10 protein-coding genes are annotated in these 12,560 nt (G+C 67.1%); 4 read left to right on the top strand and 6 right to left on the bottom strand.

What is annotated here, in order from left to right:
- Window positions 1–404: 404 nt before the first annotated feature.
- From recA to ACLBWL_RS15485, 4 genes are all read right to left on the bottom strand, one after another.
- On the bottom strand, window positions 405–1,478 hold the full coding sequence (recA, locus tag ACLBWL_RS15500) for a recombinase RecA (protein ID WP_132739051.1): 1,074 nt from the start codon (window positions 1,476–1,478) through the stop codon (window positions 405–407).
- Window positions 1,479–1,842: 364 nt separating this feature from the next.
- Window positions 1,843–2,982 (bottom strand): 4-(cytidine 5'-diphospho)-2-C-methyl-D-erythritol kinase, encoded by a 1,140-nt coding sequence (locus ACLBWL_RS15495; protein WP_447794555.1) that lies wholly within the window; start codon window positions 2,980–2,982, stop codon window positions 1,843–1,845.
- Between the two features lie 319 nt (window positions 2,983–3,301).
- Window positions 3,302–4,678 carry a tetratricopeptide repeat protein gene (locus ACLBWL_RS15490; protein WP_447794553.1) on the bottom strand — a complete coding sequence of 459 codons (1,377 nt, stop codon included), beginning with the start codon at window positions 4,676–4,678 and terminating at the stop codon, window positions 3,302–3,304.
- Window positions 4,679–4,718: 40 nt separating this feature from the next.
- Window positions 4,719–6,380: an electron transfer flavoprotein-ubiquinone oxidoreductase gene (locus tag ACLBWL_RS15485; protein ID WP_447795030.1), complete on the bottom strand. Its 1,662-nt coding sequence runs from the start codon at window positions 6,378–6,380 to the stop codon at window positions 4,719–4,721.
- Window positions 6,381–6,519: 139 nt separating this feature from the next.
- Between ACLBWL_RS15485 and ACLBWL_RS15480 the strand changes: the two genes are divergently transcribed.
- The 4 genes from ACLBWL_RS15480 to ACLBWL_RS15465 all read left to right on the top strand — a co-directional run bounded on the left by ACLBWL_RS15480 (window position 6,520) and on the right by ACLBWL_RS15465 (window position 10,173).
- A complete protein-coding gene (locus tag ACLBWL_RS15480; protein WP_447794551.1) occupies window positions 6,520–7,263 on the top strand; it encodes a uracil-DNA glycosylase in 744 nt (247 codons plus the stop codon).
- Window positions 7,260–9,161, top strand: coding sequence for a transglycosylase SLT domain-containing protein (locus ACLBWL_RS15475; RefSeq protein WP_447794549.1), 1,902 nt, complete (start codon window positions 7,260–7,262; stop codon window positions 9,159–9,161). Before ACLBWL_RS15480 ends, ACLBWL_RS15475 begins: the two co-directional genes overlap by 4 nt.
- 5 nt (window positions 9,162–9,166) lie before the next feature.
- Window positions 9,167–9,694 (top strand): molybdenum cofactor biosynthesis protein B, encoded by a 528-nt coding sequence (gene moaB / locus ACLBWL_RS15470; RefSeq protein ID WP_056057366.1) that lies wholly within the window; start codon window positions 9,167–9,169, stop codon window positions 9,692–9,694.
- Window positions 9,695–9,903: 209 nt separating this feature from the next.
- Window positions 9,904–10,173, top strand: a complete 270-nt coding sequence (locus ACLBWL_RS15465; protein WP_447794547.1) for a hypothetical protein — start codon at window positions 9,904–9,906, stop codon at window positions 10,171–10,173.
- 110 nt (window positions 10,174–10,283) lie between these two features.
- On the opposite strand, the gene ACLBWL_RS15460 is transcribed toward ACLBWL_RS15465, so the two are convergent.
- Together ACLBWL_RS15460 and ACLBWL_RS15455 are read right to left on the bottom strand one after the other, a co-directional pair.
- The gene (locus ACLBWL_RS15460; RefSeq protein ID WP_447794545.1) at window positions 10,284–11,153 is read right to left on the bottom strand and encodes an S-methyl-5'-thioadenosine phosphorylase; all 870 of its coding nucleotides are present in this window, start codon (window positions 11,151–11,153) and stop codon (window positions 10,284–10,286) included.
- Complete coding sequence (locus ACLBWL_RS15455; RefSeq protein WP_447794543.1) at window positions 11,150–12,541, bottom strand: amino acid permease; 1,392 nt, start codon at window positions 12,539–12,541, stop codon at window positions 11,150–11,152. The genes ACLBWL_RS15460 and ACLBWL_RS15455 overlap by 4 nt, the downstream gene beginning before the upstream one ends.
- Window positions 12,542–12,560: the final 19 nt, after the last annotated feature.

Genomic DNA, 12,560 nt, shown 5'->3' with positions numbered 1-12,560 from the left:
ATAGCTTCGCGGGGTCTGCACTCGATGCGGCAGTCTGCGCTTCCTTGTTTCCCGGCGAAGGCGGGGATCCAGACTGGGCTCCCGCCTTCGCGGGAGAACAAAGGGGGCCAGGTGCTGCTGTTGGGTGAGAGCAGCCGCCCCGGCGGAGGTCGGGGCCAAGTAGGGGGACGGTCGTAACGAAAGATCGCGCTTCGTTATTGCCACCTTTCCAATTGGGCCCCGGCCTTCGCCGGGGTGGTGTGTTGGGGGGAGCGGCGGCGCGGTGCCTACGTAGAAATCCGACGCCGGCGCAAAGCCGATGCAAGCCCGATGCGCCACGCTCCTGCACGATCGGCCGCGTGCCCTCACCCTCCCATTGCGAGGGCAATGGGCCCCTCCCTCTCCCCTGAGGGAGAGGGTTTAGGTTATACGTCGTCTTCGGCGTCGGGGCCGGCCATCATTTCCTCGGCGACCTTGTCGGTGCGCGCGCGAATCTGCTTTTCGAGGCGGTCGGCGGTTTCGGGGTTGTCCTTGAGGAAGGTCTTCGAGTTCTCGCGACCCTGGCCGAGGCGGACGCTGTCGTAGCTGAACCACGCGCCCGACTTTTCGACGAGGCCGGCCTTGACGCCGAGATCGAGGATTTCGCCGAGCTTGGAGACGCCCTGCCCGTACATGATGTCGAACTCGACCTGCTTGAACGGCGGCGCGACCTTGTTCTTGACGACCTTGACGCGCGTCTGGTTGCCGGTGACCTCTTCGCCGGCCTTGATCGCGCCGATGCGGCGGATGTCGAGGCGGACCGAGGCGTAGAACTTCAGCGCGTTGCCGCCGGTCGTCGTCTCGGGGTTGCCGTACATGACGCCGATCTTCATGCGGAGCTGGTTGATGAAGATCACCATGCAGCGCGAGCGGCTGATCGAGCCGGTGAGCTTGCGCAGGCTCTGCGACATGAGGCGTGCCTGGAGGCCGACATGGCTGTCGCCCATCTCGCCTTCGATTTCGGCACGCGGCACGAGCGCGGCGACCGAGTCGACCACCAGCACGTCGATCGCGTTCGAGCGGACCAGCGTGTCGACGATCTCGAGCGCCTGCTCGCCGGTGTCGGGCTGCGAGACGATCAGTTCGTCGATGTTGACGCCGAGCTTCTTGGCATAGACCGGGTCGAGCGCGTGCTCGGCATCGACGAACGCCGCGGTGCCGCCGCCCTTCTGCGCTTCGGCGATCACGTGGAGCGCGAGCGTGGTCTTGCCCGAGCTTTCCGGACCGTAGATCTCGATCACGCGGCCGCGCGGCAGGCCACCGACGCCGAGCGCGATGTCGAGCCCGAGCGAGCCGGTCGAGATGACCTCGACCTGCATGGTTTCCTTCGAGCCCAGGCGCATCGCCGAGCCCTTGCCGAACGCGCGGTCGATCTGCGCGAGGGCGGCGTCGAGCGCCTTCTGGCGGTCGTTGGTTGCGGTTGCCATGCCGGTGTCGATCACTTTCAGATTAGCGGCCATTGATAAGCTCCCATCGCTAAAGCAAGCGCGCGTGCCATTCAACGCGTCATACGCCGTGTATTCCATTTGTTCTTATGGAACAAGTGGAGAACGTGGCGTTGTGAAAAAGATGCGCTGCGGCGTCGACGTGGCCGTCGGTGCATCGATCAGTCAGCCGACGGGTGGGGCGGTTAGGTCGAGATCGGGCCGGGTTGTTCAGTTGCGCGCTTTTGCGCCGCTCGACTCGGACGGGGCAGAGCGGGGTCCGCGACTGGCGGTTTCGTTGGTGGCTCGGATCCTGACTTTCGTCAGGATGATGGAGGTGGCGTGGTGGCGTGGTGGCGTGGTGGCGTGGGCGTCTTACCACCGGTCGTGGTCGCTCGCCTCAGGCTAAGGTCGTTGCGAGGGTCCACCAGCCTTTGGCCTGGGCGGCGATTGCGGCGATGTCTCGGGCTTCGGGTGTTTCGAATAGGGCGAAGCAGGTGGCGCCGGAGCCGGACATTCTCGACAGGAGGACGCCTTGTGCTTCGTCCAGAAGGGCTCGAACTTGGCCAATTTCGGGGGCGAGCGCCAGCGCGGGGGGCTCGAGATCGTTGCGGCCGGCGGTGGCGCGCGCGAGCAAGTCGCCTTCGGGCATCGGACCTCGGTCTTCACCGTCCCAGGCTTTGAAGACGGCGGCTGTGGAGACGGCGACATTGGGATTTACGAGCAGGAGGGGCGTGCCGGAAAGGCCTTCGAGGGTGGTGAGTGCGTCGCCTTTGCCGGTGCCGAGCGTGGTGCGGTTGGCGAGGCAGGCGGGGACGTCTGCGCCGAGCTTTGCGGCGATGTCGTGGAGGCGGGGGTCGGTCGGAGCTATGTCGTGGAGGCGGGCCAGCGCGCGGAGGGTTGCGGCGGCGTCGGCCGAGCCTCCTCCGATCCCTGACGCGATCGGGAGATGCTTTTCGAGGATTATGGCGTGATGGGTGGTGGGAGCGAACTCCGCTGTGAAGGCGTCGGCGGCGGCGGTGACGAGGTTGCCGTGCCAGGGGGCTTGGGTCGGGGTTGACGGGCGTGGCGGTTCATTACCAGCCGCTCCCAATTGGGCCCCGGCCTTTGCCGGGGTGGTGGGTGTGGATGGAGATGGGGCGGTCGAGGGGTTGGGTATAGCGGTTGCGGCGCATGTGGGGACCGTTACGAACCCAGCGGAGGCGGTGACGACGGGGTTTGCTGTTTCTGCTGCCCCCCCGGCGGAGGCCGGGGTCCAGTCGGGTGAACGTTGCGCATCTTCATCGGCCGCTCCCAACTGGGCCCCGGCCTTCGCCGGGGTGGGGTTGGGGGTTGGGGTTCCGCTTGAGGTTGGCAGGAGTGCGGCGGCGAAGGGGCCGGTTATTTTGAAGCTGTTCTCGGGGGCTGTTTCGACCGTGATCGTGTCGCCGTCGGTGGCGAAGGCGAAGAGGGTTTCGAGGTCGTGGTAGCCGTCGGGGCGGCGGCGGCGGACGTGGAGCGCCAGGTTGATCTTTGCGGGGGCGGGTTCGGTGATGCGCATGGGGGTCTCGGCGTTTTGGGGCGGACCGGGGGTCTGCTTTGCGCGTGGGCTTAGCCAAAGAATGTCCGTCATCCCAGCGGACGCTGGGATCTTTGTGTTTGGCGAGGGGTGTTGCCTCTTGGGAGACCCCAGCTTTCGCTGGAGTGACGGTGTTGAGGGGGCGGACGGCTGACGGGGCCGCGGGGATTGGATCGGGGCTCCGTCGGCGGGATGGCAGTCTCGACCGTCCAGTTCCATCGGCAGCGTGCCCTCACCCTTCCCACCCGGCTTTGCCGGACGGGCCCCTCCCCTCTCCCCTTCAGGGAGAGGGGAATATCGGTCAGCGTCTGGCTTTTGGGGGGAGGCCGTTGGTGATCTTGGCGGTCAGGCTGGCAGCTTCGCTCGGTTCGGCCGTCAGGAGGGCGGCGCGCCAGGAATAGCGGGCTTCGTAGTAACGGCCGACGGACCAGTAGGCGTCGCCGAGATGGTCGCCGATCTCGGCGTTGGTGGGTTCGCCCTCGACGGCGCGTTCGAGCAGCGGGAGCGCGCGCGGAGTGTCGCCCGAGAGATGATACGCCCAGCCGAGAGAATCGGTGATCGAGGCATTCTTGGGATCGAGGCGGCTGGCGCGTTCGAGAAGGCGGATCGAGGCGGGGATGTCGTCGCCGTGCTCCACTTGCGCGAAGCCGAGATAGTTGAGCGCGAGCGGTTGGGCGGGCCCGCGGGCGACGGCCTTTTCGAGCGCATCGCGCGCTTCGGGCCAGCGGCCGGCCTGGTCGAGCGCGCCGCCATATTGGAGCCACGCGCCCCAGCTTCCGCCCGTCTTGCCATCGGCGTCGATGATGCGGCGGTACCAGGTCGCGGCTTCGGCGGCGTTGCCGGTGGTCAGGAGCAGGTCTGCATAGCGTTGCCAGTCGGCGGCGTCCGCGCCCGGCTGGTCGACACGGTTCTTGGCAGCGGCGAGCGCTTCGCCGTCGCGGTCGGCGTTGGCGAGGATATCGATGCGTTCGGCGGCCGCGGCGACCGCGAACGGGCTTTTCGGGCCGATCTGGTCGAGCACGACGAGCGCGCGGTCGACCAGCTTGTTGCGGGCCAGCGCGTCCGCGAGGAGGATGCGGGCGCGGTCGTAGCTGGGATCCGCGCGCAGGGAAGCCTGGGTGAGCGCGATCGACAGCGGCGAGGGTTCGCCGAGCGCGAGGTCGCTGGCGAGGTGCGCGAGCAGGCGCGAGACGCCGATCGCGAGCGGCTGCCGGGCGGGCGCCTTGGCGATCAAGTCACGGGTTTCGGTGGCGAAGCGGTTGGCGACCGGGTCCTTCGCGGCGGTGGCGAGCGAGGGGCCGGGATCGCGACCTTCGCTGTGCGCAACCCAGGCGTAGAGCGACGGCACGAGTACCACCAGCGGCCCGGTCGAAAGGGTTGCGATCGCGGCGTTAGCGGCCTTCGTGTCGTTGGACCGCGCGGCGTCGGCGAGCGGGATCAGTGCGGCATCGGCCGGGGCCACGCCGGCCTTGTTGAGCACGGCCACGGCACGCGTTGCGAGCGGCATGTCGCCGGCCTCCAGCGCTTCGCGGTAGGCGCGGATCGCGACGACCGGATCGTCGGGGGATGCCGCCAGTACCTTGGCGTAGCTGGCGGCGGCGAGGTCCGGCCGGCCCGCGGCGTCGGCGGCGCGGGCCTTCAGATAGGCGGAGAGATTGCCCGTATCCGCGTGCGCCATCGCGGGGGCAAGGATCAGACCGATGGCGAAAATCAGGCGCTTACATGTTGGGATAATTGGGGCCTCCGCCGCCCTCGGGTACGACCCAGTTGATATTCTGGGTGGGGTCCTTGATGTCGCAGGTCTTGCAGTGGACGCAGTTCTGCGCGTTGATGACGAACTTGGGGTCGCCGGTCTCTTCACCGACCACTTCATAAACGCCGGCCGGGCAATAGCGTTGCGCGGGCTCGTCGTACATCGGCAGGTTGTATTCGATCGGTACGCTCGGATCCTTGAGCGTCAGGTGGACCGGCTGGTCCTCCTCGTGGTTGGTGTTCGAGATGAACACCGACGAGAGGCGGTCGAAGGTCAGCACGCCGTCGGCCTTGGGATAGACGATCGGCTTGACGAGATCCTTGCGCCACAGGCTCTCATGGTCGGGATGGTGGTGCATCGTGAAGGGGACCTTGATCCCCAGATGCTCGAGCCACATCGTGATGCCGGCGAGCCCGGAACCGATCAGGTCGCCGAACTTCTTGACCAGCGGCACGACGTTGCGGACGACCGACAGTTCCTTCTTCACCCACGACTTCTCGAACGCCGCGGGATAGGCGGCGAGTTCGTCATGGCCGCGCTGCGAGACGATCGCCTCGACCGCGGCTTCGGCGGCCATCATGCCGGACTTCATCGCGGTATGCGTGCCCTTGATCCGCGGCACGTTGAGGAAACCGGCGCTGTCGCCGATCAACGCGGCGCCGGGCATGACCAGCTTCGGGATCGACTGAAGCCCGCCGTCGCTGATCGCGCGCGCGCCGTAGCTGACCCGCTTGGCGCCCTTCAGCAGCGCGGCGATCTCGGGATGCGTCTTCCAGCGCTGCATCTCGTGGAACGGCGAGAGGTGCGGGTTGGTGTAGTTGAGCCACGTGACGAAGCCGATCGAGACCTGGCCGTTCGCCTGGTGATAGATCCAGCCGCCGCCGTTCGAGCCTTCGGTCTCGCTGAGCGGCCAGCCCTGCGTGTGGATGACGCGCCCGGGGACGTGGAGTTCGGGATCGATGTCCCACAGTTCCTTGATGCCGAGGCCGTAGACCTGCGGATCGCTGTCCTTGGCGAGATCGAACTTGGCGATCAGTTGCTTGGTCAGGTGACCGCGGCAGCCTTCCGAGAAGAAGGTGTACTTCGCGTGGAGTTCGAGACCAGGGGTGTAGTCGCCCTTGTGCGTGCCGTCCCGCGAGACGCCCATGTCGCCGGTCGCGACGCCCTTCACCGATCCGTCGTCGTTGAACAGGATTTCCGCCGCTGCAAAGCCGGGGAAGATCTCGACGCCGAGTTCCTCCGCCTTGCCCGCGAGCCAGCGACACAGGTTGCCGAGCGAGCCGGTGTACGTGCCCTTGTTGTGGAGGAACGACGGCGTGACGAAGTGCGGCATCTCGCTCTTCTTCGTCTTGGAGAGGATCCAGTGATGGTTCTCGGTGACCGGCACCTCGGCGAGCGGGCAGCCGTCCTCGCGCCAGGTCGGCAGCAACTCGTCGAGGCTCTTCGGATCGATGACCGCGCCCGAGAGAATGTGCGCGCCGACTTCGGAGCCCTTTTCGAGCACGCAGACGCTGATCTCGGCGTCCTTCTCGGCGGCCAGCTGTTTGAGACGGATCGCTGCCGAGAGACCGGCCGGGCCTGCGCCGACGATCACCACATCATAGGGCATCGATTCACGTGTCGTCATCATCGTCTCCCGGGGATCTCCCCTATTTGCCCCACTTCCCGAACGTTACGTTCGTTCGGGCTCGGGCGGACACCGTCTTGGCTAATATGGCGATTGCGCGAGTTGACCGCCACGTCAACCGTGCAGCATAGGTTACCGTGTGGGGGCGGATCAAACCATCGACTGGCGAAATGCCGCCGCGAGCGCGCTCGACTGGTGGCACGAGGCTGGCGTAGACACGCTGGTCGACGATGTGCCGCGCGACTGGTTCGCCGCGCCCAAGCCGCTCGTCGCACCTGCCGCAACGCCGGTCACACCGGTTGCCGCACCGTCCACAATGCCGGTTTCATTGGCCGAATTCCTCGCCTGGCGAAGCGGTGCGGAGGTTCCCGAGGCGGACTGGAGCGGGGTTTCGCTGGCCGCGACGGGCCCGGCTGACGCTACGGTCATGGTGCTTGTCGATTGTCCCGACCGTGACGATGGCGATGCGGGCGCGCTTCTGAGTGGCGCGTCGGGTCGGTTGCTCGACCGGATGCTCGCGGCGATCGGGCTGACGCGCGACGAGGTGCACCTTGCTTCGGTGTGTGCGAAGCGGCCAACCGCCGGGCGGATTCAGCGCGAGGTCGAGGACCGGCTTGCGGACATCGCCAAGCATCATATCGGGCTGGTTGCGCCGCAACGGGTGCTCCTGCTCGGCAACGCGGCAAGCCGTGCAATTCTCGGGACGGAATTACAGGCCGCCCGGGGGTGCTTACACCCCTTTAACCATAAGAGAGGACAGTCGTCGGTGGTCGCGAGCTTTCATCCGCGGTTCTTGATCGAAAAGCCGGCAGCCAAGGCCGAGGCCTGGAAGGATTTGCAGATGTTGATGCGCGGACCGACGTCGCAAGAGGGCGTGAGATGATTCGGATTCGATCTGTTTCGCAGGCTGTTTCGCTGGGGGCGTTGGTTCTCGGGCTCAGCGCCCTCCCCCTTCCGGCATTCGCGGATACCGCCGCGGCCGAACCCGCCGGCGATGCGCGCCCGATGGTGGCACCGCCGCTGGAGCAGATCCCCAACCAGCTCGATGCCGGCCAGCGCGAAGCCTATAAGATCGTGTTCGCGGATATCCGCGACGGCAAGTGGACCGACGCGCAGATCCAGCTCGACACGATGAAGCCCGGCCCGCTCCACGCGATCGCGCGCGCCGAGATGTATATCGCGAAAGGCTCGCCGCGGGTCGAGATGACGCCGCTCGTCGCGCTGCTCAACGAGGCGCCCGAGCTGCCCGAGGCCGAGCAGATCGCGCGACTGGCGAGCGTGCGCGGGGCGGTCGACCTGCCGCCGCTGCCGGTCGCGCAACGACTGATCTGGCAGGACGGCGCGCCGCGTCGCGTCCGCGCCAAAAGCCTGAAGGGTGACCTGATCGCCGCCGATCTGGCACTGAAGATGCAACCCTACGTCAAGGCAGACATGGGCCGCGAGGCGCAGACGCTGCTGGAAAGCACGCCGGGCCTGACCCCCGAAGCGCTGACCGAATGGCAGCAGAAGATCGCGTGGATCTATTTCCTACAAGGCGACGACGTCAACGCGCGAGCGATGGCGACGCTAGCGCAGGACGGCGTCGGCGACTGGGCGGTGCAGGGTCGCTGGGTCGGCGCGCTGGCGGCCTGGCGTCAGAATGATTGCGCCAACGCCGAGGCGGGGTTCGAGGGCGTCGCGGCACGTGCGGGCGATGTCGACCTGCGCGCGGCGGCGCTCTACTGGGCCTCGCGCGCGGACATGGTCTGCGCCCGGCCTGACAAGATCGAGGGTCGCCTGAAGGCGGCGGCGCAATTCGGCGAGAGCTTTTACGGCCAGCTCGCTCGCCAGCAACTGGCGATGCGGGACAAGAGCGTCGCGACCGGCGGGGTCGTCGCCGGCGACTGGAAGATCGTCGGCAACCGACCGAACGTGCGCGTCGCGGCGGCGCTGGTCGAGGTCGGCGAAACCGATCTGGCCGACAGCGTCATCCGCCAGCAGGCCAAGATCGGCGACCCGCGCGAGTTCGGCAATTTGGTCCGCGTCGCCGAGGCGCTGAGCCTGCCCGCGACCACGGTGTGGCTCGCCCATAACTGCCCGCAGGGGATCACGACGACCGCCGAGGCGCGCTATCCGACGCCGAACTGGACGCCGGACAGCGGCTGGCGCGTCGAAAAGGCACTGGTCTATGCGCACACGCTGGAGGAATCGCGGTTCCGCAACACCGTGCGCAGTCCGGCGGGCGCCTATGGCCTGATGCAGATCATGCCGGCCGCGGCGACCGATTTCGCGCGCGAGCGGGGCACGTTCATCGATACCAAGGCGCTGACCAAGCCGAGCACCAACATGGATATCGGCCAGCGTCATCTCGAGCGGTTGCGCGACATGGCGGGAGTCACCGGCGGGCTGCTGCCCAAGGTGATCGCGGCGTATAATGCAGGGCCGCGACCGGTCGGCGACTGGAACGCGATCGTCCGCGATAACGGCGATCCGCTGCTGTATATCGAGAGCATCCCGTATTGGGAGACGCGTGGCTACGTGACCACGGTGCTGCGCAATTACTGGATGTACGAGGCGCAAGCGGGCAAGAAGGCCTCGGTGAGCCGCAACGCGCTGGCGCAGGGCATGTGGCCGCGTTTCCCCGGCCTGCCGGGTGCGACCGCGGTGCGGATGAACGCGCGGCCGAACGTGCGCGCGAGTGCCAACGTGACGCCGTTGCGCGCGACGGTAACGGGCAGTGCGATGGTGGCGGGCAGCGCGCCGACGGGTCTGCAATCCGCTTCGTTCACGCGCGCCGACTGACCGCCATGCCGATCGACGAAAGCCGGACATTCCTGCCGGTCCGCATCGCCGTGCTGACGGTGTCGGATACACGCGGGCTGGCGGAGGATCGCTCGGGCGATACGCTGGTCGCGCGGCTGACCGAGGCGGGTCATGTGCTCGCCGATCGCCGGATCGAGAAGGACGATGTCGAGACGATCGTCTCGCGCCTGCATGCCTGGATCGGCGATCCCGAGGTCGATTGCATCATCACGACCGGCGGTACCGGTGTCACGGGCCGCGACGTGACCCCGGAGGCGGTCGAGCAGGTCGCCGAGAAGATGATCCCCGGGTTCGGCGAACTCTTCCGCATGCTGAGCTACCAGACGATCGGCACGTCGACGGTCCAGTCGCGGGCCTGCGCGTGCGTGTCGCACGGCACGTACATCTTCGCGCTGCCGGGCTCGACCGGTGCGGTGAAGGACGGCTGGGACGGCATATTGCGCGACCAGCTCGACAGCCGCCATCGCCCCTGCAACTTCGTCGAGCTGATGCCGCGGCTGCTGGAGCGGTAAAAGCACCAACCTTCCGTATCGCGCGCCAGATCATGGCGCCGCGTTCGGTGCGTGATTTGCGCGGCACCGGCAAAAGTTCGTGAAATTATGATGCATTGTGAACGCTTTGGTGTTCGCGTATCGCTGTATTAATAAACTGGCACACTCGGTGCATTGGTGATCAGGCAATCCGATCGGGTTGCAATGCCAACGATCCGAAGGACGCCATCATGTCACCGTTCATCCTCAAGAACCTTATCGTCGCCACCGCGCTCGTCTCCGCCGCGCCGGTCCTAGCCGCCGGTGGATCGCAACCGACGACCGAACTGAAATACGACGCGAAGACGCGGACATACTGCGTGACCGATCCGGCCGTCACCGGCAGCCATCTTCAGCGCAAGACCTGTAAGACCGCGACACAGTGGAGCGCGGACGGGCTCGACATGCCGAAGGCAGCGATCGGGGACACGAGGACGGTTGCTACGATCGTGCAGAAGTAACACGCAGACCGGCGGTGTGGGCGACATCGCAATCATGTCGCCCCGCCATTCGACGCTTCCCTGCCCACCCCCTTGACGGGGAGGATGGTTCGATCAAGCCTCGGTCCGCATTATCTGTGCAGGGCCCGGCCGGCGACCGCGGCAAGCTTTGCGACCAAGGCCGGATCGCGCGCCTCGCCGGCGGTTATGATCGCACTGTCCAGGCAGGTGTCGATCGGCGATGGCGTACGCTCCGCCGGTAAAGCGCGAAGGAGCGCCATCACCATCGCCCTGGCCTTGGCCGCGTTCGCGCCGAGTTGCGCGATCACCTGCGCGACGTCGACGCCCGCCTCGTCCTCGCGCCAGCAATCGTAATCGGTGACCATGCCGACCAGCGCGTAGGGAAGCTCCGCCTCGCGCGCGAGTTTCGCTTCGGGCATCGCGGTCATGCCGATCACGTCGCAGCCCCATTGCCGGTAGAGCCGGCTTTCCGCGCGGGTCGAGAATTGCGGGCCCTCCATCGCGAGATAGGTGCCGCGGTCGTCGACCTGCGCGCCGGCCTCGCGCGCGGCGTCTGCGGCGTAGCGCGACAGGCGCGGGCAGACCGGGTCGGCCATCGAGACGTGCGCGACCAGGCCGGTGCCGAAGAAGCTGGACGGGCGCCCCTTGGTGCGATCGATGAACTGGTCGACGACGGTGAAGCTGCCGGGCGGGCGCTGCTCAACCAGGGAGCCGACCGATGACACGGCCAGGACGTCGGTCACGCCGAGCCGCTTCAACGCATCGATGTTCGCGCGGGCGTTGAGGTCGGACGGTGAGATTCGGTGGCCTCGTCCATGCCTCGGCAGGAACGCGACGCCGACATGGCCGACGCGGCCGGTGTAGATCGCATCGGACGGCTCGCCCCACGGCGTCTCGACGGTTTGCCAGCGGCCGTCCTCGATCCCGTCGACCGCGTAGAGCCCCGAACCGCCGATGATGCCGATCGTCCAGCCGGTCATTCGGCCAGTGCTCTCGGGCGGGCGTAGACGAAGTAGATCATCAGCCCGAGCAGGTTCCAAAGCCCGAAATACAGCTGCGTCTTGGAGGGCAGGCTGAAGAACAGGTACAGGCAGCCGAGAATGCCGATCGTGCCGACCAGCGTCGCCGCCGGGGCGCGGAACGTCCGGATCGCGTCGGGCGCGCGGCGGCGCATCACGAGCATGCAGGCGCAGACCGCGACGAACGCCGCGAGCGTGCCGGCGTTCGCCAGCGCGGCGATCTCGGCAAGCGGCAACAGCCCTGCTATCACCGCGACGATCGCCGCGGTGATCCAGGTGATGCGGACGGGGGCGCCTCGCTTCGAGACCTTGGCGAGGCTCAAGGGGAGCAGTCCGTCGCGGGCCATCGTGAAGAAAATCCGGCTCTGGCCAAACAGGAACGCGAGCAGCACGGTCGGCAACGCGATCACGGCGGAGGCGCCGAGGAAGGTCGCGAACCCAGGTCGGCCGATCTCGCGCAGGATCAGCGCGAGCGGCTCGGCGCTACCGGCGAACTTCGTGTATGACAGCGCGCCGACGGCGGCGACCGCGACGAGGATGTAGATCGCGATGCAGGCGACCATCGACCCGACGATGCCGATCGCGAGATCGCGGCCGGGGTTCTTGGTCTCCTCCGCCGCGGTCGAAATCGCATCGAAGCCGTAGAACGCGAAGAAGATGATCGCTGCCGCCGCCATGACGCCCCGCTCGGCGCCATCGGGCTGGACGGCCTTGGGGAAGCCGTAGGGCATGAACGGGTGCAGGTTGGCGCTGTTGAAATAGTGGAGCGCGATGAACACGAACACGGTCAGCGCGATCATCTTCACAGCCACCAGCACCGCGTTGAGCGTCGCACTCTCGCGCGTGCCGAACGACAGCACGGCGGCGACGACCGCGATGATGAAGATGGCGGGGACGTTGAGGATACCGCCGAGTTCGGGGCTGAGCGTCAGTGCCTCGGGGAAGCCGAACGCGCCGCGCAGCAACGGCGCGGCATAGCCCGACCAGCCGACCGCGACGGTCGACACGACCAGCGAATATTCGAGGATGAGGCTCCAGCCGATCACCCAGGCGATCACCTCGCCGAGCACGACATAGCTGTAGGTGTAGGCGCTGCCTGACGCCGGGATCATCGTCGCCATCTCGGCATAGGCGAGCGCCGCGCAGGCACAGATCCCGCCCGCGATGATGAAGGAGAGGATCACGGCCGGCCCGGCGAGCCCTGCGCCGACGCCGATCAAGGTCAGGATGCCGGTGCCGACGATCCCACCGACGCCCATCGCGACGAGGTGCGGCCACGACAGGGTCCGCGCGAGCTGATGCTCGGGCGGCTGCTCGGTGACGATTTTTCGGCGAAACAGACTGGCCACGGATATCCCCTCTTGTTGC

This window comes from Sphingomonas sp. M1A8_2b, from assembly GCF_053345535.1.
This window is presented reverse-complemented; position numbering and strand designations above follow the sequence as displayed.